This window comes from Stenotrophomonas sp. BIO128-Bstrain, assembly GCF_030128875.1.
Lineage (GTDB): Bacteria > Pseudomonadota > Gammaproteobacteria > Xanthomonadales > Xanthomonadaceae > Stenotrophomonas > Stenotrophomonas bentonitica_A.
Window position 1 is genome coordinate 2,811,853 of the sequence record NZ_CP124620.1, and the last position, 23,473, is coordinate 2,835,325.

At 67.5% G+C, this 23,473-nt stretch carries 23 protein-coding genes; 18 read left to right on the forward strand and 5 right to left on the reverse strand.

What is annotated here, in order from left to right; genetic code table 11:
• Nucleotides 1-8: 8 nt before the first annotated feature.
• On the reverse strand, nucleotides 9-2,612 hold the full coding sequence (locus tag POS15_RS12680) for a bifunctional aspartate kinase/diaminopimelate decarboxylase (protein WP_019185681.1): 2,604 nt from the start codon (nucleotides 2,610-2,612) through the stop codon (nucleotides 9-11).
• Nucleotides 2,613-2,817: 205 nt separating this feature from the next.
• Between POS15_RS12680 and POS15_RS12685 the strand changes: the two genes are divergently transcribed.
• Entirely contained in the window at nucleotides 2,818-3,693 is an 876-nt protein-coding gene (locus POS15_RS12685; protein ID WP_284128248.1) for a PhzF family phenazine biosynthesis protein, read from the forward strand.
• A 16-nt stretch (nucleotides 3,694-3,709) separates the two neighbouring features.
• Here POS15_RS12685 and POS15_RS12690 read toward each other — a convergent pair whose 3' ends face one another.
• Both POS15_RS12690 and POS15_RS12695 read right to left on the reverse strand, forming a co-directional pair.
• On the reverse strand, nucleotides 3,710-5,383 hold the full coding sequence (locus POS15_RS12690; RefSeq protein WP_284128249.1) for an amidohydrolase: 1,674 nt from the start codon (nucleotides 5,381-5,383) through the stop codon (nucleotides 3,710-3,712).
• An 84-nt stretch (nucleotides 5,384-5,467) separates the two neighbouring features.
• Nucleotides 5,468-5,902, reverse strand: coding sequence for an OsmC family protein (locus tag POS15_RS12695; protein WP_070426802.1), 435 nt, complete (start codon nucleotides 5,900-5,902; stop codon nucleotides 5,468-5,470).
• A gap of 364 nt (nucleotides 5,903-6,266) precedes the next feature.
• Here POS15_RS12695 and POS15_RS12700 point away from each other — a divergent pair, with 364 nt between their 5' ends.
• The 3 genes from POS15_RS12700 (at nucleotide 6,267) to POS15_RS12710 (ending at nucleotide 7,941) form a co-directional block, all read left to right on the forward strand.
• Entirely contained in the window at nucleotides 6,267-6,665 is a 399-nt protein-coding gene (locus tag POS15_RS12700; protein ID WP_019185677.1) for an HU family DNA-binding protein, read from the forward strand.
• Between the two features lie 287 nt (nucleotides 6,666-6,952).
• Nucleotides 6,953-7,264: a DUF3861 family protein gene (locus POS15_RS12705; RefSeq protein ID WP_026070171.1), complete on the forward strand. Its 312-nt coding sequence runs from the start codon at nucleotides 6,953-6,955 to the stop codon at nucleotides 7,262-7,264.
• Nucleotides 7,265-7,344: 80 nt separating this feature from the next.
• On the forward strand, nucleotides 7,345-7,941 hold the full coding sequence (locus tag POS15_RS12710) for a DUF1439 domain-containing protein (protein WP_284128250.1): 597 nt from the start codon (nucleotides 7,345-7,347) through the stop codon (nucleotides 7,939-7,941).
• 39 nt (nucleotides 7,942-7,980) lie between these two features.
• Here POS15_RS12710 and POS15_RS12715 read toward each other — a convergent pair whose 3' ends face one another.
• Both POS15_RS12715 and POS15_RS12720 read right to left on the reverse strand, forming a co-directional pair.
• On the reverse strand, nucleotides 7,981-8,523 hold the full coding sequence (locus POS15_RS12715) for a type 1 glutamine amidotransferase domain-containing protein (protein ID WP_284128251.1): 543 nt from the start codon (nucleotides 8,521-8,523) through the stop codon (nucleotides 7,981-7,983).
• A gap of 123 nt (nucleotides 8,524-8,646) precedes the next feature.
• A complete protein-coding gene (locus POS15_RS12720) occupies nucleotides 8,647-9,114 on the reverse strand; it encodes an SET domain-containing protein-lysine N-methyltransferase (protein ID WP_019185673.1) in 468 nt (155 codons plus the stop codon).
• A gap of 172 nt (nucleotides 9,115-9,286) precedes the next feature.
• Here POS15_RS12720 and POS15_RS12725 point away from each other — a divergent pair, with 172 nt between their 5' ends.
• The 14 genes from POS15_RS12725 (at nucleotide 9,287) to POS15_RS12790 (ending at nucleotide 23,407) form a co-directional block, all read left to right on the forward strand.
• Nucleotides 9,287-9,739, forward strand: a complete 453-nt coding sequence (locus POS15_RS12725; protein ID WP_026070170.1) for an SUF system Fe-S cluster assembly regulator — start codon at nucleotides 9,287-9,289, stop codon at nucleotides 9,737-9,739.
• 13 nt (nucleotides 9,740-9,752) lie between these two features.
• Nucleotides 9,753-11,228 (forward strand): Fe-S cluster assembly protein SufB, encoded by a 1,476-nt coding sequence (sufB, locus tag POS15_RS12730; protein WP_284128252.1) that lies wholly within the window; start codon nucleotides 9,753-9,755, stop codon nucleotides 11,226-11,228.
• Nucleotides 11,225-11,629, forward strand: a complete 405-nt coding sequence (locus POS15_RS12735) for a lysozyme inhibitor LprI family protein (RefSeq protein WP_019185670.1) — start codon at nucleotides 11,225-11,227, stop codon at nucleotides 11,627-11,629. The genes sufB and POS15_RS12735 overlap by 4 nt, the downstream gene beginning before the upstream one ends.
• 45 nt (nucleotides 11,630-11,674) lie before the next feature.
• The gene (gene sufC, locus POS15_RS12740; RefSeq protein ID WP_019185669.1) at nucleotides 11,675-12,439 is read left to right on the forward strand and encodes a Fe-S cluster assembly ATPase SufC; all 765 of its coding nucleotides are present in this window, start codon (nucleotides 11,675-11,677) and stop codon (nucleotides 12,437-12,439) included.
• Nucleotides 12,439-13,701 carry a Fe-S cluster assembly protein SufD gene (gene sufD / locus POS15_RS12745; protein WP_284128253.1) on the forward strand — a complete coding sequence of 421 codons (1,263 nt, stop codon included), beginning with the start codon at nucleotides 12,439-12,441 and terminating at the stop codon, nucleotides 13,699-13,701. Before sufC ends, sufD begins: the two co-directional genes overlap by 1 nt.
• Entirely contained in the window at nucleotides 13,698-14,954 is a 1,257-nt protein-coding gene (locus POS15_RS12750; protein WP_284128254.1) for a cysteine desulfurase, read from the forward strand. Before sufD ends, POS15_RS12750 begins: the two co-directional genes overlap by 4 nt.
• 107 nt (nucleotides 14,955-15,061) lie before the next feature.
• Nucleotides 15,062-15,598 carry a GNAT family N-acetyltransferase gene (locus tag POS15_RS12755; RefSeq protein ID WP_019185666.1) on the forward strand — a complete coding sequence of 179 codons (537 nt, stop codon included), beginning with the start codon at nucleotides 15,062-15,064 and terminating at the stop codon, nucleotides 15,596-15,598.
• Nucleotides 15,595-15,927: a non-heme iron oxygenase ferredoxin subunit gene (locus tag POS15_RS12760; RefSeq protein ID WP_019185665.1), complete on the forward strand. Its 333-nt coding sequence runs from the start codon at nucleotides 15,595-15,597 to the stop codon at nucleotides 15,925-15,927. The genes POS15_RS12755 and POS15_RS12760 overlap by 4 nt, the downstream gene beginning before the upstream one ends.
• Before the next feature lie 89 nt (nucleotides 15,928-16,016).
• Nucleotides 16,017-16,403, forward strand: a complete 387-nt coding sequence (locus tag POS15_RS12765; protein WP_284128255.1) for a hypothetical protein — start codon at nucleotides 16,017-16,019, stop codon at nucleotides 16,401-16,403.
• A 147-nt stretch (nucleotides 16,404-16,550) separates the two neighbouring features.
• Complete coding sequence (locus POS15_RS12770) at nucleotides 16,551-18,833, forward strand: TonB-dependent receptor (protein WP_284128256.1); 2,283 nt, start codon at nucleotides 16,551-16,553, stop codon at nucleotides 18,831-18,833.
• A 50-nt stretch (nucleotides 18,834-18,883) separates the two neighbouring features.
• A complete protein-coding gene (locus POS15_RS12775; protein ID WP_284128257.1) occupies nucleotides 18,884-19,573 on the forward strand; it encodes a Fe2+-dependent dioxygenase in 690 nt (229 codons plus the stop codon).
• Nucleotides 19,566-20,279: a tetratricopeptide repeat protein gene (locus tag POS15_RS12780; RefSeq protein ID WP_284128258.1), complete on the forward strand. Its 714-nt coding sequence runs from the start codon at nucleotides 19,566-19,568 to the stop codon at nucleotides 20,277-20,279. Before POS15_RS12775 ends, POS15_RS12780 begins: the two co-directional genes overlap by 8 nt.
• A 129-nt stretch (nucleotides 20,280-20,408) precedes the next feature.
• The gene (locus POS15_RS12785; protein ID WP_284128259.1) at nucleotides 20,409-20,843 is read left to right on the forward strand and encodes a hypothetical protein; all 435 of its coding nucleotides are present in this window, start codon (nucleotides 20,409-20,411) and stop codon (nucleotides 20,841-20,843) included.
• Between the two features lie 140 nt (nucleotides 20,844-20,983).
• Entirely contained in the window at nucleotides 20,984-23,407 is a 2,424-nt protein-coding gene (locus tag POS15_RS12790; RefSeq protein WP_284128260.1) for a TonB-dependent receptor, read from the forward strand.
• Nucleotides 23,408-23,473: the final 66 nt, after the last annotated feature.

The window sequence follows — 23,473 nt, forward strand, 5'->3', positions numbered from 1 at the left end:
GGCAGCGGTCACGGGCCATCATCGATGACGTCCTCGCGCGGCAGCTCGCGCTGGTTGTAAGTGTTGGCCATGACGTAGCCATACGCGCCGGCGTCGGCGATCAGCATCACATCGTCCGGCGCGGTCGAGGCCGGCAGGCGGCGACGCTTGCCGAACACATCGCTGGATTCGCAGATCGGCCCGACCACATCGAACATCGCTTCGGAGTAGCCGCTGAGGCGGCTGAGATTCTCGATGTCATGCCAGGCGTCGTACAGGGCCGGACGCATCAGAGTATTCATGCCCGCATCCAGACCGACGCGGCGGATGCCGTCCTTCTCCACCACCTGGGTGGCCCGGGCCAGCAGCACGCCGGACTCGGCCACCAGATAGCGGCCCGGCTCGATCGCCAGGCGGAACGCCGGGTGCACGGCCTTCACTTCGGCAAGGCCGGCGGCCCACGCGTCCAGATCGAAGGGCTCGTCGTCGGCGCTGTACGGAATCGGCAGGCCACCGCCGATATCGATGGTCTCGACGCTGCCGATGCGGCGGGCGAACCCGGCCAGCTCATCGCACATCAGGCGCCAGTGCTGCGCGGTTTCCACGCCGCTGCCCAGGTGGGCATGCAGGCCGACCACGCGGGTGCCCAGCTCGCCGGCGATGCGCACGAACTCATCCACGCGCGCGATCGGCAGGCCGAACTTGGAGTCCTTGCCGCCGGTGCGGACCTTGGCATGGTGACCTTCGCCACGGCCCAGGTCCACGCGCAGCCACAGCTCGCGGTTGCTGAACAATTCCGGCCAGCGCTGCAGCGCTTCCACGTTATCCAGGGTGACGGTGACGCCCAGCGCGAACGCGGCATCGTATTCGGCGTGCGGCGCAAAGCTGGGGGTGAACAGCACGCGCTTGGGCGACAGCGTCGGCAGCGTGTTGAACACGTGCTTGAGCTCGCCGTGCGAGACGCACTCCAGGCCGAAGCCTTCCTGCTCCAGCACTTCCAGGATGGCCGGGTGCGAGTTGGCCTTGATCGCGTAGTAACGCTGGTCGATCGCCTTGATCGCGTTCAGCGCGCGCGCACGCGCCCGCACCGTCGGCAGGTTGTAGACGTAACGCGGCGTACCGGCCTGGGCGAGCGTCAGCAGGTGCTCGCGCTGGCCCCGCCACCAGGCGGTTTCGCGCGGGCGGATGGTGCCGGCGATCTCGCGCCAGCGCGGGCCGAATACTTCGCCCTCTTCCACCGGCATTGCGCCGCTGTCGATCAGCTCGGCGTGCAGGATCGGCAGCAGCCCGTCCGCATCCGCCTCGTCGATCACGAAGGTCAGGTTCAAATCGTTGGACGACTGCGAAATCATGTGCACGCGTTCGCGGCCGAAGGTGGCCCACACGTCCGAGAGCTTGTGCAGCAGCGAGCGCATGCCGCGGCCGACCAGGGTGATCGCCGCGCACGGCACGATGATCTTGACCTTGCAGATCTGCGAGAGGTCGGCCGACAGCGCGGCCAGCACGTCGGTGCTGACCAGGTTCTCGGAGGGATCCAGCGAAACGGTCACGTTGGTCTCGGCCGAACCGATCAGGTCAACGGACAGGCCATGCTTCTTGAACAGCCCGAACACGTCGGCCAGGAAGCCGACCTGCTGCCACATGCCGATGCCTTCCATCGAGACCAGCACGATCCCGTTGCGGCGGCTGATCGCCTTCACGCCAGGCACCGCTGCGGCATTGCCGTCGATGCTGGTGCCCGGCAGTTCGGGACGCTCGGTATCCAGGATCGCCATCGGCACCCCGGCGTCGCGGCACGGCTTGATCGAACGCGGGTGCAGCACCTTGGCGCCGGTCGTCGCGATTTCCTGCGCCTCGTAATAGTCCAGGCGGGTCAGCAGGCGCGCGTCCGGCACGTCCTTCGGGTTGGCACTGAACATGCCCGGCACGTCGGTCCAGATCTCCACGCGGCTGGCGCCGAGCAGCGCACCGAAGTACGCCGCCGAGGTATCCGAACCGCCACGGCCGAGGATGGCGGTGCCGCCATCGGCGTGGCGGGAGATGAAGCCCTGGGTGATCAGCATGCGGGTCGGCTGGGCGCGGAAACGCGCGGCCCAATCGGCCTCGGCACGCCACTGGCAGTTCACCGACAGGCGCTGCGACCACTCGCTCTGGCTGGGCTGCGGCGGCAGCGCATCGAGCCACTCGCGTGCGTCCATCCAGCCGAAATCCAGACCGCTGGCGCGCAGGTAGGCCGCACCGACGGTCGAGGACAGTAGTTCGCCCTGGCCCAGTACCTCGGCCTGCCACTCCAGCGGCCGCCCGGCGGCACGCGGATCGTCCAGCAGCCCGGCAAGCGCGTCCAGACGCACGTCCAGCGCGGTGGCATCCAGCTCCAGCTCGGTCAGGAACGCGCGGTGGCGCGCGACCAGCGCCGCGACGCGGTCGCGGCTGTCGGCGGCGCCATCGGCGATCGCGGTGAGTTCATTGGTCACCCCGGACAGCGCCGACACCACCACCAGCACGCGCGAGCCCGTTTCTTCCGCCCGTTTTTTCGCCAGTTTGCCGATGGTGTCCCAGCGGTGACGACGCGACACGGAGGTGCCGCCGAACTTCAGTACGATCCAGCGATCGACAAGGGGGGAAGCTGACATGGAGGTGGAGGTTTGGGTAGTGAGGGGAATCGCCCGGCACGCCGGGCCGAACCCCCGATTCTATGCCAAGCCTGGCCGTTGCAGGGCCCGGGCGGCCCAGGCCGGGCGGATTTGGCCGGTCGCCGGTGCGCGGGGCGCCGGTCACGGCCCGGAACGCAGCCCCGATTGGTAAGCTGCCCGCCCGTTTTTCGTTGAGCGCATCGCCATGACCTCCCGTCGTTTCCTGCAGCTGGATGTGTTCTCGCCCTACCCCGGCGCCGGCAACCCGCTGGCCGTGGTACTCGATGCACAGGGCCTGGACGAGGCAGCGATGCAGGCCATCGCCCGCTGGACCCGGCTGCCGGAGACCACCTTCGTGTTTCCCCCGCAGGCACCCGGTGCCAGCTACGGCATCCGCATGTTCAGCCCGCAGAAGGAAGTCCCGTTCGCCGGCCACCCCAGCGTGGGCACCGCCCATGCCGTGCTGGAACTGGGCGTGGCCGCGCCGGTCGAGGGCGTGCTGGTCCAGGATGGCATCGCCGGAGCGCTGCCGCTGCGCGTGGACGGCAGCGGCGCTACCCGCACCATTGCGATCCGCACGCCGCGTGCAGCGGTGGCCGAAGTGACGACCGCCAACGATCCCCGCCTGCAGGCCGCGCTGACCGGGTGGCCGCTGGGCAGCCTGCCGCCGGCGCGCATGGCCGGTGGCCGCAGCTGGTGGGTGGTTGAACTGGCAGACGAAGCGGCCCTGCGCGCACTCACCCCGGACTGGGATGCCGTGGCCACCCTGGCCGAAGCGACCGACAGCATGGGCGTGTTCGCCTATGCGCGCAGCCAGGGCCAGGCCTGGGATCTGGCGGTGCGTGCGTTCGTCGGCAACGGTCGCCGCTTTGAAGACGCCGCCTCCGGTGCGGCCAATGCGGTGCTGGCTGCCTGGCTGGACAGCCGCGATGCGCTGCCCGGCACCGCGCACGGCTACGTCGTCAGCCAGGGCCGCGAAGTGGGCCACGATGCGCGCCTGACCCTGCGCATCGATGACCATGGCGATGTCTGGTCCGGCGGCCAGGTGCAGACCGTCATCCGCGGCACGCTGGACTGGTGATCCCGGCGGCGGCGCGTCAACGCGCCGCGTCGTACACCGGTGCGCCATCGACCCAGGTCGAGCGCACCTGAAGGTCGGCCAGTTCGGCGGGGGCGACGCTGAGTGGATCGCGGTCGAGCACCACGAAATCCGCGCGCAGGCCGGGCTGCAACCGGCCGACCTGGGCGTCGTCATGGCCTGCCCACGCGGCGTCGGCAGTGAAACCCCGCAGCGCTTCGGCCGCGGTCAGGCGCTGATCGGGCTGCCAGCCCGCCGGCGGTTGGCCGGCACGGTCCTGGCGGGTGACGGCGGCATACAGGCCCAGGCGGGGATCCACCTGCTCCACCGGGAAATCCGACCCCAGCGCAAGCCGAGCACCGGAGGCCAGCATCCGTCGCCACGCATAGGCACCAAGGATGCGCTCGGGCCCGACCCGATCCTGCGCCCAGCCCATGTCCGAGGTGGCGTGGGTAGGTTGCATCGAGGCGATCACGCCGAGCTGGGCAAAGCGCGGAATGTCCTCCAGCGCAACCACCTGCGCATGTTCGATGCGCCAGCGATGGTCGCCACTGCGGCGCTCGCCGAGCACCCGTGCATAGGTATCCAGCGCGATCCGGTTGCCGCGGTCGCCGATCGCATGCGTGGCGACCTGGACATGGCAGGCATCGGCTTTGCGCACGGCGGTCTCGAAGTCCTCAGGTGAGGTGACCAGCAAGCCGCGGTTGTGCGGGTCATCGCTGTAATCTGCCAACAGCGCCGCACCGCGGCTGCCCAGCGCGCCATCCATAAACAGTTTGACCCCGCGCATTTCCAGCCGGCCGCCGGCGTGCTGGTAGGCCCCGTTCGCGCACAGATCGGCCAATGCTTCGCTGTTGCCATCGGCATAGGCATCGATGCGCAGCGGCAACTTGCCGGCGTCGGCGAAGCGGCGCATCAGGGCCAGATCGGCGCGCGATACGCCCATGTCGTGCACGCCGGTCAGGCCCTGGCTGACTGCTTTGTCGAGCGCGCGGGTCAGCATCTGCTCGCGTGCGGCCTCGCCCGGGGCCGGTATCGCCGCCTGCACCAGGGTCATCGCTTCATCGATGAACACCCCGCTCGGCTGGCCCTTGGCATCACGCACGATGCGCCCACCTGCAGGCTGCCAGTTGCCCTTCAGCGCGCGTTGCCCGGGGCGCTGGGCGACCGCGCGCAGTGCCGCGCTGTTGCCCCAGCCGGCGTGGCCGTCGATGCGGCCCAACCAGACCGGGCGGTCCGGGAATGCAGCGTCGAGATCGGCCACGGTCGGAAACTGTTTGCCCGGCCAGCGGTTCTGGTCCCAGCCACTGCCCAGCAGCCAGCCCTCGGGGTTCTCCGCCGCAAAGCGCTGCAGGCGCGCGACGATGTCGGCAGTGCTGGTCGCGCCGGTCAGGTCGGCCTGCATCAGGGTGCTGCCGAGGAACATCAGGTGCGCGTGCGCGTCGATCAGGCCCGGGATCACGGTCGCCTGGCCGACGTCGGTCAGCGCCGCCAGTGGATACAGCTCGAGCATCGCCTGCCGGTCACCGACGGCAAGCACGCGCCCGGTCTCGGTCTCCCATGCCAGCGCGGTGGCGGTCGGCGCGTCCGGATCGCCGGTGTGGATGGTGGCGGCGGTCAACAGGCGGACATCGGCCTGCGCGGTCCCCGCCAGCAGGCAGGCCATCAGGGCAGCGAAAGCAGTCGGACGCATGCAGACACCCCACAAAAGGAAAGCGGCGACTATGCGGCGGCCGCTTTCCCATCACAATCTGCCTGTGCACCAATCGTGCGCCGATCAGCTGGCCAGTTCGGCTTCCAGCGTGATCGGCACCGCACTGAGCGCCTTGGAGACCGGGCAGTTCTGCTTGGCGTCATCGGCGATGGCACGGAACTGGGTGGCCTCGATGTTCGGCACCACGGCCTTCACCTTCAACGTGATCTGCGACAGCTGCGGGCCACCTTCCATCGAGAGGTCGACCTTGGCTTCGGTATCCAGCGAGGTCGGCACGAAACCGGCTTCGGTGAGCTTGGCCGACAGCGCCATGGTGAAGCAGCCGGCGTGTGCGGCGGCGATCAGTTCTTCCGGGTTGGTGCCCTTCTCATCGCCGAAGCGGCTGCTGAAGGCATAGCGGGTTTTGTCCATCAAGCCGCTCTGGGGCGTGCTCAATTGTCCCTTGCCTGTCTTGAGGTCACCTTCCCAATGCGCGGTGGCATGACGCGAAATACCCATCGTTGATCTCCTGCGGGATGAATGGCCAGGCCAGCCTAGACCGGTCCGCGTTAGCACCGTGTCTGGCCGCCGCCAGCCTGCTGCCGGGTGTCGCCCCCAGCTGAATCGGCGATCAGGATGGATGCTGTTTTCAAGTGGTTTTCGTGCGACAGTCGGGGTGCGACGGTCCATGACCGATGGCACCCGCCGCGAGGGCGGACCCTGTTTTTTGGCTATGACCTGATGCACCGCGGTAACGAAGGGCGTGGAAATCACGAATTTTTATGCGTCTGCCTATTGGCGGCGCCCCACAGTTGCCCTACATTTCGCTTGCCGACGGGGTTCGGCGCGACCAAACAACCAACCGTTCACGGAACAGGAAACCATGGCAAAGACCGCTAAGAAGGCTGCCCCGAAGAAGGCAGTAAAGAAAGTCGCTACGAAGGCAGCCGCGAAGCCGGCCGCTCCCAAGCCGATCAAGGAAGTGCTGAGCAAGTCTGGTCTGGTTGCACACATCGTTGAAGCGTCCGGCGTTGTCGCCAAGGACGTGCGCGCCGTGCTCGCCTCGCTGGAAGGCGCCGTCGCCGCTTCGGTGCACAAGAAGGGCGCTGGCAGCTTCACCCTGCCGGGCCTGCTGAAGATCTCCACCGTCAGCGTGCCGGCCAAGCCGAAGCGCAAGGGCATCAACCCGTTCACGAAGGAAGAGCAGTGGTTTGCCGCCAAGCCGGCGTCGACCAAGCTGAAGGTGCGTCCGCTCAAGAAGCTCAAGGACGCCGCGCTCTAATCTGCGCGCTTCCTGCAGCACCCGACGGGACGGCTCACGCCGTCCCGTTTTTTTTGGAGGTTCTGCCATCCCATCGAGGCGGCGGGTGGGTCCGACGCTGGCGAAACACAGCGTTTCCAAAGCCATCAACGGCGCGCCCTTCCCGCGCAGATGCCTGTCCTGCCGTGATCCACGCGATGACAGGACCGGCCGGAACGCACAGGGTGGAACACTGCGTGCGACCGCGCCTGTCGTCGCGGTGCGGATCGCAGCCTATGGTGGCCTTGTCCCCCACCGCGCAGGCAGCCATGGCCAGCTCTTCTTCCCAGCGTTACCGCATCACCGTCACCCCGATCGAAAAGGACGGCCTGCAGTGCAGCGGGCGCTGCACCATCGAGCTGGAGCATCGTGCGCAGCAGGACTGGATGCGCCTGCTGGAAATCGCACGGCGCAACACCGGCCTCAGCGGAGACGAACGGGCCGCGGCGATCGTCGCCACCCAGCTGCTGCGCGATCTCGCCCAGCGCCATGCCGATGAACCCAGCCACCCGCTGACCGTGCTGCAGCCGCAGCTGGACGAGGTGCTGGCCGCGCTGGAATCGATCCAGGGCGCGCCCTGAGCCCACCACCCGCACGCGTCAAAGCTGGATTCAGCCGCGCGCGTTATTGTTGGCGTCTCATTCCCGCACGGCCTGCCGTCATGAACGTTCGCCCGCTGTTGTCCCGCCTCGCCGCCTGCACCGTGCTGCTGGCCGCCGCCATCGGCGCGCAGGCCGCGCCCAGCATTTCCGGCCGTCAGTTGTCGGTGGGCGCCACCGATGTGCAGCAGTACCTCGATGGCAGTTTCCCGCGCACGCAGGACGCGCTGGGCGGCCTGATCGCGATGACCATGAGCCATCCCCAGCTCACCCTGCCGCAAGGCAACCGCCTGGATCTGGGTTTCGACATCGCCATGGCCACTGCCGGCGGCAACCCCGCCCCGCTGGGCAAGGTCAAGCTGAGCAGTGGCCTGCGTTATGACGCGCAGACCCAGGGCTTCCACCTGCAGGAACCGACGGTCGATGACTTCACGCCGGCCAACAATGGCGGCAAGCTCGATTCGCGCACGCGTGGCCTGCTCAACACCTGGCTGGTCGATTACGCCCGGCGCGAGCCGATCTACAAGATCGACCCGACGGTCGCGGCGGTCCTGGGCACGCTGCAGGTGCAGTCGGCGCAGGTAGAGAACGGCAAGCTGGTGGTCACCTTCAACCAGGACCTCGGTGCGTTGGTGCCGGCAGGCTTGCTGAGCAAGTAACCGGAAATGGCACCGACCCACGGTCGGTGCGTGCATCCATCAAGCGGCCAGCGCCTTGGCCACGGCATCGGCGAACGCCGGGATGTCACCCGGCTTGCGGCTGGTGATCAGGCCACCATCCACCACCACCTCGGCATCGGTCCACTCGGCACCGGCATTGCCCAGATCGGTTTTCAGCGACGGCCACGAGGTCACCTTGCGGCCCTTGGCCAGGCCGGACTCGACCAGCAGCCACGGCCCGTGGCAGATCGCAGCAACCGGCTTGCCCGCGGCGCCGAAGGCCTTGATCAGGACCACCGCGTCGGTATCGATGCGCAGCTTGTCGGGATTGATCACGCCGCCGGGGAGGACCAGCGCGTCGTAGTCGTCGGCCTTGGCGCCCTTCAAGGGGGCATCGACCTTCACGTTCTCGCCCCAGTCCTTGTCTTTCCAGCCGCGGATCTGACTGGCGTCACCGGGGGCGATCACCTTCACAGAGGCGCCCCAGGACTCCAGCAGTCGCTTGGGTTCCTGCAGCTCGGACTGTTCGAAACCATCGGTAGCGAGGATCGCGATGTGCTTGCCGTTGAGTGCATGTGCCATTGAGCGGCTCCAGTAAGTAGGAGCCTTCAGTGTGGCCAGGCATGCATTGGGCGACGGTGACCAGGATGTGCACAGCGTGTCGGCGCAGTCACCGGCGCACGTGGCCGGTGACCGCCGGCGCGGTCAGCGCTTGGGCTGGAGCATCGTGCCGGTGCACTTTTTAGAGCCGCAGCGGCATTCCCAGATCTTCTTCAGGCGCGCGGTGTGACGCTCGGCCAGGGTGATGCCGTAGTTGTAGGTCAGCTCGTCGCCCGGCTGGATATCCTTGATCGCCTCGATGAAGACCTTGTCCTCGCGGCGGTTGTCGCCCTCGGCTTCCTCGATCACCGCTTCGCAGTTGGGCTCGCAGCTGTGGTTGAGCCAGCGCGCATCATTGCCCTTGTAGTTCGCATCGATGACGTAGTCGTCATTGAGGGTGAACAGGAAGGTATGACCACTCTCCACATCCCCGGTGTCGTCGGCATCCACGTCGGCGTGGCTGCGCAGCAGACCCTTGTACTGGATGACCCGCTCACCTTTCTTGATCGGCGCCAGCGCGAACACGCCATTGCCATGGATGGTGGACTTGCGGGCCTGGATCTTCTTGGGCATCTGGCTGACCGTTGCGGTGGGAAGCCCCGATTCTCGCTTAATCTTTGTGATTGCCAAAGCGATGCGGTTCAATACGCCTCAAAGGCCGCCCTGCGGGCGCCTGAACGGGCGGGTTGGATGCCGGCGGAGAAAAGCGTACAATTTCAGTCCGCTTTATGGTTCTGCCCCCACCATGCTCCGCGTCACCAAGCTTACCGATTACGCCACCGTCGTGCTGACCGTACTCGCCGCCCGCCCGGGCGAGGTGCTCAGTGCCACCGAACTGGCCGAGTTCGCCCGTCTGGAACCGCCAACCGTCAGCAAGCTTCTCAAGCCTCTGGCCCAGGCCGGGCTGGTGGAAGGCCTGCGCGGCGTGCGCGGCGGCTACCGGCTGACCCGCGCGGCGGACCAGATCACGCTGTTCGAGATCGTGGAAGCCATGGAAGGGCCGTTGGGCCTGACCGAGTGCGCCCACGACCACAGCCAATGCGGCCGCGAGCTGCAGTGCGGCGCCCGCAGCAGCTGGCGGATGATCAACGACGTGGTGTCCGAAGCGCTGCGCGCGGTCACCCTGGCGCAGATCCTGCCCCCTCTTCCCCTTGTTGACGCCCACCGCCGCGCGATCGCGGCGGATGTCGTCTCCTGATCAGGCAGCCCCCATGGCCACCGATACCCTCGATACCGTCGCCACCGGCGATACCCCCAACCGCGAGATCCATGAGCAGCTCGGCCGCAAGTATTCGGCCGGCTTCATCACGGACATCGAATCGGACTCGTTGCCGCCCGGCCTGGACGAAGACACCATCCGTGCCCTGTCGGCCAAGAAGGACGAGCCGGAGTGGATGACGCAGTGGCGCCTGGACGCCTACCGCCACTTCCTGACCATGCCGATGCCGGACTGGGCCAAGCTGCAGATCGCACAGATCGACCTGCAGGCGCTGAGCTATTACTCCGCGCCGAAGGGCCCGAAGTACGCCTCGCTGGACGACGTGCCCAAGGAACTGCTGGATACCTACGACAAGCTCGGCGTGCCGCTGCATGAGCGCGCCAAGCTGGCCGGCGTGGCCGTGGATGCGGTGTTCGATTCGGTCTCCGTCGGCACCACGTTCCGCAAGGAACTGGCCGAGAAGGGCGTGATCTTCTGCTCCATGTCCGAAGCGATCAAGGAGCACCCGGCGCTGGTCAAACAGTACCTGGGCACCGTGGTGCCGGTCGGCGACAACTACTTCGCCGCACTCAACTCGGCGGTGTTCTCCGATGGCAGCTTCGTGTTCATCCCCAAGGGCGTGCGTTGCCCGATGGAGCTGAGCACCTACTTCCGCATCAACGCCGGCCACACCGGCCAGTTCGAGCGCACGCTGATCATCTGCGAAGACAAGGCGTACGTGTCCTACCTGGAAGGCTGCACCGCGCCGATGCGCGATGAGAACCAGCTGCACGCCGCAGTGGTCGAGCTGGTCGCGCTGGAAGATGCCGAGATCAAGTACTCCACGGTGCAGAACTGGTACCCGGGCGACGAGAACGGCGTGGGCGGCATCTACAACTTCGTCACCAAGCGTGCCGAATGCCGGGGCGCGCGCAGCAAGGTCACCTGGACCCAGGTGGAAACCGGCTCGGCGATCACCTGGAAGTACCCGTCCTGCGTGCTGCTGGGCGACGACTCGGTGGGCGAGTTCCACTCGGTGGCGCTGACCCACCATCGCCAGCAGGCCGACACCGGCACCAAGATGATCCACATCGGCAAGCGCACCAAGAGCAAGATCGTCAGCAAGGGCATCAGTGCCGGGCGTGGCCAGAACACCTACCGCGGCCTGGTCAAGGTGGACCGCAACGCCGACGGCGCGCGCAACTACACCCAGTGCGACTCGCTGCTGATCGGCAAGACCTCCGGCGCGCACACCTTCCCGTACATCGAGGTCAAGAACCCGAGTGCGACGGTGGAGCACGAGGCCACCACCTCCAAGATCTCCGACGACCAGCTGTTCTATTGCCGCGCCCGCGGCATCGACCAGGAAAACGCGGTGTCGATGATCGTCGACGGCTTCTGCAAGCAGGTGTTCCGCGAGCTGCCGATGGAGTTCGCGGTGGAAGCCAAGAAGCTGCTGGAAGTCAGCCTGGAAGGCTCGGTCGGATGAAGAGCGTGCTGACCTTGGCCCTGCTGCTTGGGGCTGCGGCGCCGGCGTCTGCCGAATCGGCCTGCGATGACCTGAGCACGCAGATGCAGATGAATGAGTGCGCCAACGAAGGGTTCGAAGAAGCCGACGCCGCGTTGAACGCGGTGTATCGGCAGGTGGTGGGCAAGCTGGCCGATGCACCGGTGGCGCTGGCCAACCTCAAAGCCGCCCAGCGCCTGTGGGTGCAGCTGCGCGATGCCGATCTGGAAGCGCAGTACCCGGTTGGCAAGGATGAAGACCCGCGCATGCTGTACGGCTCGATGTACCCGATGCTCTATTCCGGGGCCAAGACTGCATTGACTCAAACCCGCACCGATTACCTGCGCAAAGAATTCCTCGAGCGCAGCGAATACGACCTCTGAGTCGCGCTGCCTCCAGTTTCCCTATCTGACAAGACGATTATCGACATGTTGAAGATCGACAACCTCCACGCACGCATCGGCGAAAAAGAGATTCTCAAGGGCCTCTCGCTCGACGTGAAGCCCGGCCAGGTGCACGCCATCATGGGCCCCAACGGCGCCGGCAAGTCCACCCTGGGCAATGTCCTGGCCGGCCGCGACGGCTATGACGTGAGCGAAGGCAGCGTGCAGTTCGAAGGCCGTGACCTGCTCGAGCTGGCGCCGGAAGAACGCGCCGCCGCCGGCCTGTTCCTGGCCTTCCAGTACCCGGTGGAAATCCCGGGCGTGAACAACACCTACTTCCTGCGCGCCGCGCTCAACGCCCAGCGCAAGGCGCGCGGCGAGGAAGAACTGGATTCGATGCAGTTCCTCAAGCTGGTGCGCCAGAAGCTGGCCGTGCTGCACCTGAAGGACGAACTGCTGCACCGCGGCGTCAACGAAGGCTTCTCCGGTGGCGAGAAGAAGCGCAACGAGATCTTCCAGCTGGCCGTGCTCGAGCCGAAGCTGGCGATCCTGGATGAAACCGACTCCGGCCTGGACATCGATGCGCTCAAGAGCGTGGCCGACGGCGTCAACGCGCTGCGTTCGCCGGACCGTTCCTTCATCGTGATCACCCATTACCAGCGCCTGCTCGATTACATCAAGCCGGACGTGGTGCACGTGCTGGCCGATGGCAGGATCGTGCAGAGCGGCGGCCCGGAACTGGCCCTGGAACTGGAAGCCCATGGCTACCACTTCCTGAAGGACCGCGTGGTGCCGGAGGCAGCGGTCTGATGAGCGCCCTGCTCGATTCCCTCGCCAGCGGCTTCTGCGGCAGCGATGCACGTCGCGCCGAGCTGGATGCCGCGCTGCAGGCCGGCCTGCCCGACCCGCGTACCGAAGCCTGGAAATACACGTCGCTGCGCCAGCTGGAGCGTCGCAGCTTCCAGCCCGCCCCGCTCGCCCCGGCCGTGGTCGATGCCGCCCTGCTGGCCGACATCCCGTCGCCGCGGCTGGTGTTCGTCAATGGCCGCCCGTCCGGCGCGCTCAGCGATGTCGCGGCGGTGCCGGCCGGTGTGCAGCTGGCCACACTGTCCTCGGCGCTGGCCGCCGGCGATGAAGCCGCCCGTTTCCTTGGCCGTCGCTTCGAGCGCAGCGAGGAAGTATTCGCCCGTCTCAACGCTGCACTCGCCGATGAAGGCGTGCTGCTGCGCGTGGAAGAAGGCGTGCAGGTCGAGGCGCCGCTGCAGCTGGTCTTCATCAGCGTGGCCGGCGAGACCGATCTGTCCTGGCACCATCGCCACCTGATCGAACTGCGCAGCGGTGCCGCGCTGGGCGTGGTCGAGCATCACCTGCATGTCGGTGATGCCGCGCACCTGGACAACACCCTGGTGCACGTCCACCTCGCGCAGGATGCCGTGCTCTCGCACGCCCGCGTGCAGGCCGATGCCACCCGCGCCACCTCGCTGCTGCGCACCGACGCCGTACTGGCCCGCAACGCGCAGTACCGCCGCGTGGACCTGGAGCTGGGTGCGGCACTGAGCCGCCATGAGCTCAACGTCCGCCTGGAAGGCGACAACGCCCAGCTGACCGCCAACGGTGTGCTGCTCGGCAATGGCCGCCGCCATGTCGATACGCGCCTGGGCATCGAGCACATCGCGCGCGATACCGCCTCGGAAATGGTCTGGCGTGGCGTCGCCGCCAACCGCAGCCGCGTGGTCTTCCACGGCGGCATCCACATCCGCGAAGGCGCCGATGGCACCGACGCCAACCTCTCCAACAAGAACCTGCTGCTGTCGGCCGATGCCGAGATCGATACCCAGCCCACCCTGGTGATCGATGCCGACGAAGTAAAGGCGGCACATGGCGCCACGGTTGGTCAGCTTGATGCCAACGCGCTGTTCTACCTGCGCTCGCGCGGCTTGCCGGCCGATCGTGCACAGCAGCTGCTGAGCGCCGCGTTCTGCCATGAACCGTTGAACGTCCTCGACGCACGCCTGACCGAGCAGCTCACCGCCCAGCTCAGCCGTGCGCTGGCCGTGGCGGGCGTGGCATGAACCTGTCCACGCCGCGCCCGGCCGCCGATACCGGCACCGCGCCCGACTGGGACCGCGTGCGCCTGGACTTCCCGCTGCTGATGCGCGAAGTGCACGGCAAGCCGCTGGTGTACTTCGACAACGCCAACACCGGCCAGAAGCCGGTGCAGGTGATCGGCGCGGTGGACGAGTTCTACCGCCGCTACAACGCCAACGTCAGCCGCGCGGTGCATGCGCTCGGCACCGAGGCCACCGATGCCTACGAAGGCGCACGCAACAAGCTGGCGCGTTTTCTCAATGTCCGTGCCAGCGAGCTGGTGCTGTGCAGTGGCACCACCTTCGCGATCAATCTGGTCGCGTATTCGTGGGCGTTGCCGCGGCTCAAGGCCGGTGATGTCATCCTCGTCTCGCGCATGGAGCACCATGCCAACATCGTGCCGTGGCAGCTGGTCGCCCAGCGCACGGGCGCGACAATCCGCGTGGCCGAGATCACCCCGGAGGGCGCATTGGACCTGGACGCGCTGCGCGCGGCGATGACCCCCGAGGTCAAGCTGCTCGCCGTCACCCATGTCTCCAACGTGCTGGGCACGGTCAACCCGGTCCGCGAAATCTGCCGCGAGGCCCGCAAGCGCGGCATCGTCACCGTGGTGGACGGCTCGCAGGCCGTGCCGCACCGCAAGGTCGACATCCCCGCGATCGGCTGCGACTTCTATGCCATCACCGGCCACAAGATGTGCGGCCCGACCGGCACCGGCGCCCTGTGGGCCAGGCGCGAACACCTTGATGCCATGCCGCCGTTCCTCGGCGGGGGCGAGATGATCAAGGAAGTGAGCTTCGAAGGCACCGTGTTCAACGACGCCCCGCACAAGTTCGAAGCCGGTACCCCGAACATCGCCGGCTTCATCGGCCTGGGCGTGGCGGTGGATTACCTCGAGTCGCTGGGCCTGGAGCATGTGGAAGCCCGCGAAGGCGAGCTGCTGGCGCACTTTACCGAAGAGCTGAACAGGATCGACGGCCTGCGCATCTTCGGCACCACGCCGGACAAGGCGGCGGTGGTCTCCTTCCTGGTGGACCGCGCGCACTCGCACGATCTGGCCACCCTGCTCGACCTGGAAGGCGTCGCGGTCCGCTCGGGCCAGCACTGCGCGCACCCGCTGCTGCAGTACTACGGCGTCGCCGCCACCTGCCGTGCCTCGCTGGCGTTCTACAACACGCATGAGGAAATCGAGCGCTTCATCGTGGCGCTCAACAAGGTGCGCAAGCTGCTGGGCTGAGCCCGCGCCAGACTGCGCCCCACTCGAACGCCGTGGCCTGCCACGGCGTTTTTCATGGCGCGCCCCGCACATTTCCGTAGCGCCCCCTGCGGGCCTAAAATGGCGCCATGAGCACCCTGACCTTCCGCGCGGCCACTGCCGCCGACATCCCCGCCCTGATCGCCCTGGTCACCTCCGCCTACCGTGGCGATGCCAGCCGGGCCGGCTGGACCACCGAGGCCGACCTGCTGGACGGCGCCCGCATCGATGCCGACGGCCTGCAGGCCGACCTCGCCAAGCCACGCTCGACCATCCTGCTGGCCGAGCGCGATGGCCAGCTGCTGGCCTGCGCGCACGTGGCCGATGACCACGGCAAGGGCTACTTCGGCATGTTCTCGGTCGACCCGTCCCAGCAGGGCGGCGGCATCGGCAAGCAGCTGATGCTGGCCGCCGAGGCCCACGCGGCGCGCGAGTGGGGCGTGCCGGTCATGCAGATGACGGTGATCGACGTCCGCGACGAGCTGATCGCCTTCTACGAGCGCCGCGGCTACCAGCGCACCGGCATCAAGAAGCCCTTCCCGTATGGGGATGAGCGTTTCGGCATCCCCAAGCGCGACGATCTGCGCTTCGAGATCCTGGAAAAGCCGCTGGCGGTGCCGGCATGAGCGAGACCTGGACCTTCGTCTGCGCCAGCGCCGAGCTGCTGCCCGGCGAGATGAAGAGCACCTTCGACGAAGTGACCGGGACGCCGATCGTGGTGTTCAACCTGGACGGGGAACTGTACGCACTCGAAGACCAGTGCACCCACGATGAGTTCGAGCTGTCGTCGGGCACCTTCGATACCGGCGAGGGCAGCATCGAGTGCGTCCTGCACGGGGCCCGTTTCGACGTGCGTGACGGCGCTGCCCTCTGCGCGCCGGCCTATTCGCCGGTGGCGAAGTTCCCGGTCAAGCGGGAACACGACGCCGTCTGGGCCCGCGATGACCGCGACTGAGCCGGCCTGAACGCGGGCGTTTTGAAAACGCGAATTGTTCCTATTACCATAGGCATTGCGGTCACTTGGCCGCTCCTGCCCGGTAAGCCGTGTCCGCCAACCGCTCCGCCCTTGGTCTCGCCGCCCTGTGGGCCACGTTCTGCGTGGTGCTGCTGGCCTGCGGCTGGCTGACGGCTGGCGGCTCCGGTAGCGCCGGGTCGGCGCCGGCGGCGGCGCACACCGCGGGCCTGCTGGGCGCCGACAGCGCGCGCCAGGCATCGGCGCCATCCACGCCTGCACCGGAGCTTCCTGCCGAGCCGACCCTGGCGGCGGAGACCGGTGCCGACCCCGAGCCCAGCCCGCCGGCAGTACTGCCCCAGCTGCGCCGCACGCCCTGGATCGCCGTCGTCCCGCTGTGGCCGTCCGACGCGCTGCGCTGGCAGCGGCTGGAACCTTCGCTGCGGCTCAACCCCGGCCACGCCCCGCCCCACGCCTGATTCCGGCGGCGACGCTGCGCGTCGCTGCCCGCGCACGCCCGCGCCATCGCGCCGCCGTCGGCCGTCTGCCCGTTTTCCCCACCTGCCTCCGCTCCGCCGTGACCGCCACACGCTGTCCGGCCTTCGTCCGTCCTGCCAGGAATCACCATGACCGTCCGCCCGACTCCGTTGTCGTCCGCCCTGCTGCTGGCCATCGCCGCCCCCGCCATCGCCCATGCCGAGGCCGACGCTGCCGATCCGCAGCGCGCCACCGAACTGGATGGCGTCGACGTCCACGGCGAGCGCGTGCGTGCGCAATCGTCCAAATTCACCGCGCCGCTGCTGGATACGCCCAAGTCGGTCAGCGTGATCTCCCAGCAGGTGATCGAACAGACCGCCGCCACCACCCTGCTCGATGCACTGCGCACCGTGCCGGGCATCACCTTCGGCGCCGGCGAAGGCGGCAACCCGACCGGTGACCGTCCCTTCATCCGCGGCTTCGATTCGGCCTCGGACATCTACGTCGATGGCATCCGCGACGCCGGCAGCCAGACACGTGAAGTGTTCGCCATCGAGCAGATCGACGTGGTCAAAGGCCCGAGCTCGGCCTACTCCGGCCGCGGTTCAGCCGGCGGCACCATCAGCCTGGTCAGCAAGACGCCCCAGCTGGAGAACTTCGTGGCCGGCAGCCTGGCCGCCGGCACGGACAGCTACTACCGCGGCACGCTCGATGCCAACCAGTTGATCGGCGACGGCATCGCCGCGCGTGTGAACATCATGAAGCACGAGGCCGACGTGGCCGGCCGTGACGAAGTCAACAGCAGCCGCTGGGGCATCGCGCCGTCGCTGGCGTTCGGTCTGAACGGCCCGACCCAGGCGGTGATCAGCCACTACCACATGGAAACCGACGACCTGCCCGATGCCGGCGGCTTCCCGTACAACAACCCGTTCACCAGCGGCCCCAACCTGGCGCTCAATGGCGACGGCAGCCCGATCGTGACCAACCGCGACGCGTTCTACGGCCTGGTCGACCGCGATTTCCAGAAGACCAAGGCGGACATCACCACCTTGAACCTGTCGCATGATTTCGGCGGCATCGTCCTGCGCAACATCACCCGCTACGGGGACACCAGCAACGATTACCTGTGGACCCAGCCGGACGACAGCAAGGGCAATCCGAACCTGTTCGGCACCGTCTGGCGCCGCACCAACGCGCGCGCCACGCAGACCGACAGCTTCGTCAACCAGACCAGCGTTACCGGTGAGCTGGAGACCGGCCCGCTGCGCCACAGTTTCAACGCCGGCGTGGAATACAGCAGCGAAAAGACCGTGCGCGGCACCTACGCGATCGCCGACGTGCGCCGCCCCAATGGCCAGACCACCGCAGGCACCAACAACCCGCTGACCGGCAACCAGAGCTGCCCGACCACCGGCGCGGCCACCGGCTACAACTGCACCGACCTCACCCACCCCAACCCGAACGATCCGTGGTCGGCCACGCATACCGTCACCCGCAGCGACCCGGCCCGCGACGTGCGTCAGACCACCCGCACCAAGTCGGCCTATGTGTTCGACACGATCAGCTTCAGCGAGCAGTGGATGCTGAACCTGGGCGCGCGCTTCGACGACTACAACACGCATCAGTTCAACCCGACGGCCGCGGCCAACCTGCAGCACCTGCGCAACGACACCTCGTTCTGGAACGGCCAGGCCGGCCTGGTGTTCAAGCCGGTCGCCATCGGCAGCATCTACCTGTCCTGGGGCACCTCCTCCACCCCGGTCGGCGTGGACGGCGGTGATGGCGCCGACGGCATCAGCGCGACCATCCAGGATCTCAAGCCGCAGCGCAGCCGCAACATCGAGCTGGGCACCAAGTGGGATCTGTTCGATGCCCGCCTGTCGCTGACCGGTGCGATCTTCCAGACCGAGATGAGCAACGCGCGCGTGACCAGCGATGCGGGCACCACGCAGAACGCTGGCACCAAGAAGGTCAAGGGCGCCGAACTCGGCTTCAGCGGCACGATCGTGGAGGGGTGGCAGGTCTTCGGTGGTTACACCTACCTGGATGCCGTGGTCGAGGACAACGGCTTTGCGCTGGTCAACGGGGTCTACGTGCCATCGCCGTTCAACGGCAACGCGTTCCCCAACACCGCCAAGCACAGCGCCAGCCTGTGGACCACGTGGGCGCCGTCGTTCGTGCCGGGCCTGAGCCTGGGCGCCGGTGCCAACTACGTGGACAAGGTCTACGGCAACGTCAACAACACCAAGTGGGTGCCGTCCTATACCCGTTGGGATGCGATGGTCGGCTACGCCTTCAGCGAGCGCTACAACCTGCAGTTGAACGTGCAGAACCTGACCAACAAAACCTACTTCACCAAGGCGTACGCTTCGCATTACGCCGCCATCGCGCCGGGCCGCTCGGCCACGTTGGCCTTCAATTTCAAGTTCTAAGCGATACGCCCCCTCCCGTGTCCCGGCGCGGGAGGGGGCTGGAGCCCACCATGCTGCTGCACATTCCCGACGTCCTCACCGCCGAGCAGGTCACCCAGGCCCGCCAGCAGCTGGCCACGGCCGGCTGGACCGACGGCCGCCTGACCGCGGGTTACCAGTCCGCGCAGGCCAAGCACAACCTGCAGTTGCCCGAGTCCGATCCGGCCGCGCGTGCGGTCGGCTCGGCCATCCTCAATGCACTCGGCCGCAACAGCACCTTCTTCTCGGCCGCGTTGCCGCGTCGCATTTTCCCGCCGCTGTTCAACTGCTATCAGCCGGGGCAGACCTTCGGGTTCCATGTGGACAACGCCGTGCGCTACGACTACACCGCCCCCGGCCAGCCGCAGCCGGTGCGCACCGACCTGTCGGCCACGTTGTTCCTGAGCGACCCGGATGAGTACGAGGGTGGCGAGCTGGTGATCGAAGACACCTACGGCAACCGGCGGGTGAAACTGCCGGCCGGCCACATGGTGCTGTACCCGGGCACCAGCCTGCACCAGGTTACCCCCGTCACCGCCGGCACGCGGCTGGCCTCGTTCTTCTGGATCCAGAGCATGCTGCGTGATGACGGCCAGCGGCGCCTGATGTGGGACCTGGATGTCTCGATCCGCCGCCTCACCCATGACCACCCCGAACACCCTGCGCTGGTGAATCTCACCGGCGTGTATCACAACCTGCTGCGGCAGTGGGCCGATGTCTGAGCCGGCCCTGCCCGCGTTCGACCTGGCAGCACTGGCCGACCAGCTGCAGCACGATCCGGCCGCCGCGCTCGCCACGCTGGAAGCGACCGCGCAGCGCGGCGACCCACAGGCGCAGTTCCTGCTCGGGCAGGCCCGGATGGAAGGGCGCGGGATCGCGCCCGATGCGGCGGCGGCCGTGCTCTGGTTCGAGCGCGCCGCCAACGGTGGTCTGCCCCTCGCCATGAACATGCTCGGCCGCTGCCACGAACTCGGCACCGGGACGCCGATCAACCTGGCACTGGCCGCGGTCTGGTACGGCAAGGCAGCGGATGCCGAGTTGGACTGGGGCCTGTACAACCTGGCCAACCTGCTCGGCACCGGCCGCGGCGTGCCGCGCGATGACGCCGCCGCATTCGCGCTGTACCTGCGCGCGGCACGGCTGGGCCATGCGAAATCGATGAACCTGGTCGGCCGCTGTCTGGAAGACGGCATCGGTGTACCGGCCGATCCGCGTGCGGCACCGGCCTGGTACCTGCGTTCGGCCGAGGCCGGCGACTTCCGCGGGCAGGCCAGCCATGCCTCCCTGTTGCTCGCCGCCGGTGATATCGACGGTGCGGCGGACTGGCTGCGTCGCGCACTTGCACACGGGAGCCCGTCGTTTCTGGCTCACGTGCGCCCCACCTTGGCGGCCTCTCCGCATCCCGCGATCCGGGCGCTGGTCAGCTGATTCCTGCGCTCCGGACGCGCAGGGACCGAAATCATTAATCATTCTCATTTGCGTCCGCTAACGAATCTCACCTACAATCCCGCCGCGTTGCTGGTCGGCTGATCGACTGGCCATTCACAGGGGCCCGCCTTGCGCCATCCACACCGCCACCGCAGCTTTGCTCCCGCCATGCGCGGGCGGCAGCAGGCGTTGTCGAGCGTGCTGGCATGGCTTGGCCTGCTGTCGCTGCTGCTGGCCGGCCTGCCCGTGCTGGAACGGGCCGCCCCGGGCAGCACTGTGATGGTCCTGCAGATGCCAATGGGCGAGCACCCGGCCGGCGGTGGTGAGACCGCACAGGAAGAAGCCCCGGCCAAGCCGCGCCGGGTCGCCAGCGCGCGCCCTGCCGCGACGCCGCCGCTGCCGCCCGCGTTGCCGCCGGTCGTGGAATCGCTGGATGCGCTGATGGCCACACTGGTGGCACAGCCGCCGCGGGTCGTACCAGCCATTGACTCGGCACCGGCCACGCCGCTGCCTGCCGCACCCGGCCTGCGCGTGCAGCGCGGCCAAGCCCCACCGCAGGGCTGATTCCGACCTTCGGCGGCGCCACCGTGCCCGCCTCCGGTCCTGCGCGTTGCGCCCGCCCCGGGCGTTCCTGATTCCTGCGCGTGCTGCCGCCCTGCGGCCTGCCACGTCGCGTCCGTTTTCTCCCTTCCGAGGTTGCCCCCATGGCCCAGCGCCATCGTCGTCGCACGTCCCTGTCCCGCTGCACGCTGTCCCTCGCCCTGCTCGGTGCGCTGAGCGCCCCGGCCTTCGCCCACGGCGACGCCGCCGCTCCGACCACGCTGGACAAGGTAGTGGTCACCGCCGCCGGCTTCGAACAGAAGATCGCCGATGCACCGGCCAGCATCAGCGTGATCAGCCGCGAAGAGTTGAGCAAGCGCCCCTACACCAGCCTGGTGGATGCGCTGCGCGACGTGGAAGGCATCGACGTGGGCATGGAACCGACCGACAAGAACGGCCGCGCCACCATCTCCATGCGCGGCATGCCCTCGGACTACACCCTGGTGCTGATCGACGGTCGCCGCCAGAGCAACGCCGGCAACCTGTACCCGAACAACTTCGGCGGTGGCCAGTTCTCGTACATGCCGCCGCTGGATGCGATCGAACGCATTGAAGTGGTGCGCGGCCCGATGTCCACGCTGTATGGCTCCGATGCCATGGGCGGGGTGATCAACATCATCACCCGCCGCAACCAGGCCGAGTGGCATGGCGCGGTCACCCAGGGCTTCACGGTGCAGCAGGACGACCAGTTCGGTGACGCGCGCAGCACCGATGTCTACCTCAGCGGCCCGCTGGTCAAGGACCGTCTGGGCGTGTCAGTGCGCGGCAGCTATTACGACGCCAAGGCCTCCAACCCGGAATGGGATGACCTGCCGCTGCCGGACGGCACGATGTGGTCGCGCAGCATCGGCTTCGGTGCCGGTGGCAAGGCGGTGGCCAACACGAACTGGAACGCGGGCATGCGCCTGAACTTCATCGTCAATGACGACCACGAGCTGTGGCTGGATTACGACGTGTCGCGCCAGAAGTACGACAACAGCGAAGGCCAGACCGGCACCCTGGACAGCCTGGCCAGCCTGTGGCGCGTGGGCAATGCCACGATCCCCAACCCGAACGGCCCCGGCAACGTCACCCGCCGCGTGGTGCAGCCGCGCGTGGGCTACACCGCCTACCAGCGTTACGAGCGCGACCAGCTGGCGCTGACCCATCAGGGCCGTTATGAATTCGGTACCTGGCAGACCACCCTGACCCACATCACCAGCAACAACCTCGGCCGCTCGCTGCCGCTGACGCTGGACGAACGCGCCGATCTGCAGACGCTGTGGAATGATGTCTGCCGCCGCACCGGCGCCGCCGCCAACTGCGCTGCCGGTGCACGCAACGGACTGGGCGCGCTCAACCCGGCCGAGATGGCGCGCCTGCAGGCCTTCCTGCCACGCCCGCTGCGCACCATGGAGCTGAAGGGCAACGTGCTGGACACGATGCTCGACCTCACCTTCGGTGCGCACAAGCTGACCGTGGGCGGCCAGTACAACGACACCGACATGGTCGACGGCGTGTTCGGCATGGATGGGGCCGGCTACAAAGATAACGTGAAGCAGCAGCACCGCATGTGGGCGCTGTTCGCCGAGGACAACTGGTCGCTGACCGACAGCCTGACCGCGACGGTCGGCGTGCGCTATGACGACCACAACATCTTCGGCAGCCACGTCAGCCCGCGCGCTTACCTGGTGTGGAACGCCAACGATGCCTGGACCCTCAAGGGCGGCGTCAGCACCGGCTACAAGACACCGCGCCCGGACCAGCTGTTCCCCGGCATCGTCGGCTTCGGTGGCCAGGGTGTGACCCCGCTGGTCGGCTCGCCCAACCTGAAGCCGGAGACCAGCACCAACTACGAAATCGCCGCGTACTACGAAGGCGATCGCTGGGGCTTCAACGTCACCGGCTTCCTCAACAAGTTCGATGACAAGATCGCCAGCGGCGGCACCTTCGCCAACTGCGAAGTGGCCCCCAACGATGGCAGCTATTGCGTGGACATCGGCCCGGGCTGGGCCGAGCTGGGCTACAGCACCTTCGGGCAGAGCGTGAACATCGACAAGGCCGAAACCCGCGGCGTCGAGGCGGCGGCCCAGGTCGATCTGCTGGACAACCTGCAGCTGCGCGGCAACTACACCTGGACCAAGAGCGAGCAGACCAGCGGCACCGGCAAGGGCCTGCCAATCACCGGCAACCCGGCCAGACACATGGCCAATGCCAGCCTGAACTGGCAGATCAGCGAGGCGGTGAGCCTGTCGCTGATCGGCGAAGGCCGCTACGACCGCTACCGCGACACGCTGGTCAGCAATGTCGGCGGCGTCAGCAGCTCGCAGACCCGCTATTACGAGGACTACACGATCTTCCACCTCGGCGGCAGCTGGGACATCAACAACTGGCTGACCGTCAACGCGCGGGTCAACAACCTGTTCGACAAGGACTTCGTGTCGCAGTCCTGCGTGCTGATCAGCGACAGCGAATACGACTGCGTGGATGACTATTCCACCAAGGACCAGCGGCGCAGTTACTGGATCTCGTTGAACGCCAAGTTCTGAGGCACACCGGCGCGGCGTCCGTAGTGACGCCGCGCCCGGTCTTGACCTCGGGCAGCGGTCCGGCAA

Excerpts from the sequence above, each read along its gene's own strand:
- POS15_RS12695 (WP_070426802.1), bottom strand. The coding sequence starts at position 5,902 with ATGGGTATTTCGCGTCATGCCACCGCGCATTGGGAAGGTGACCTCAAG.
- POS15_RS12715 (WP_284128251.1), bottom strand. The coding sequence starts at position 8,523 with ATGGCACATGCACTCAACGGCAAGCACATCGCGATCCTCGCTACCGAT.
- POS15_RS12690 (WP_284128249.1), bottom strand. The coding sequence starts at position 5,383 with ATGCGTCCGACTGCTTTCGCTGCCCTGATGGCCTGCCTGCTGGCGGGG.
- sufD (WP_284128253.1), top strand. The coding sequence starts at position 12,439 with ATGAGCGCCCTGCTCGATTCCCTCGCCAGCGGCTTCTGCGGCAGCGAT.
- sufC (WP_019185669.1), top strand. The coding sequence starts at position 11,675 with ATGTTGAAGATCGACAACCTCCACGCACGCATCGGCGAAAAAGAGATT.
- sufB (WP_284128252.1), top strand. The coding sequence starts at position 9,753 with ATGGCCACCGATACCCTCGATACCGTCGCCACCGGCGATACCCCCAAC.
- POS15_RS12725 (WP_026070170.1), top strand. The coding sequence starts at position 9,287 with ATGCTCCGCGTCACCAAGCTTACCGATTACGCCACCGTCGTGCTGACC.
- POS15_RS12775 (WP_284128257.1), top strand. The coding sequence starts at position 18,884 with ATGCTGCTGCACATTCCCGACGTCCTCACCGCCGAGCAGGTCACCCAG.
- POS15_RS12755 (WP_019185666.1), top strand. The coding sequence starts at position 15,062 with ATGAGCACCCTGACCTTCCGCGCGGCCACTGCCGCCGACATCCCCGCC.
- POS15_RS12780 (WP_284128258.1), top strand. The coding sequence starts at position 19,566 with ATGTCTGAGCCGGCCCTGCCCGCGTTCGACCTGGCAGCACTGGCCGAC.
- POS15_RS12700 (WP_019185677.1), top strand. The coding sequence starts at position 6,267 with ATGGCAAAGACCGCTAAGAAGGCTGCCCCGAAGAAGGCAGTAAAGAAA.
- POS15_RS12760 (WP_019185665.1), top strand. The coding sequence starts at position 15,595 with ATGAGCGAGACCTGGACCTTCGTCTGCGCCAGCGCCGAGCTGCTGCCC.
- POS15_RS12680 (WP_019185681.1), bottom strand. The coding sequence starts at position 2,612 with ATGTCAGCTTCCCCCCTTGTCGATCGCTGGATCGTACTGAAGTTCGGC.
- POS15_RS12710 (WP_284128250.1), top strand. The coding sequence starts at position 7,345 with ATGAACGTTCGCCCGCTGTTGTCCCGCCTCGCCGCCTGCACCGTGCTG.
- POS15_RS12735 (WP_019185670.1), top strand. The coding sequence starts at position 11,225 with ATGAAGAGCGTGCTGACCTTGGCCCTGCTGCTTGGGGCTGCGGCGCCG.
- POS15_RS12720 (WP_019185673.1), bottom strand. The coding sequence starts at position 9,114 with ATGCCCAAGAAGATCCAGGCCCGCAAGTCCACCATCCATGGCAATGGC.
- POS15_RS12750 (WP_284128254.1), top strand. The coding sequence starts at position 13,698 with ATGAACCTGTCCACGCCGCGCCCGGCCGCCGATACCGGCACCGCGCCC.
- POS15_RS12790 (WP_284128260.1), top strand. The coding sequence starts at position 20,984 with ATGGCCCAGCGCCATCGTCGTCGCACGTCCCTGTCCCGCTGCACGCTG.
- POS15_RS12705 (WP_026070171.1), top strand. The coding sequence starts at position 6,953 with ATGGCCAGCTCTTCTTCCCAGCGTTACCGCATCACCGTCACCCCGATC.
- POS15_RS12685 (WP_284128248.1), top strand. The coding sequence starts at position 2,818 with ATGACCTCCCGTCGTTTCCTGCAGCTGGATGTGTTCTCGCCCTACCCC.
- POS15_RS12770 (WP_284128256.1), top strand. The coding sequence starts at position 16,551 with ATGACCGTCCGCCCGACTCCGTTGTCGTCCGCCCTGCTGCTGGCCATC.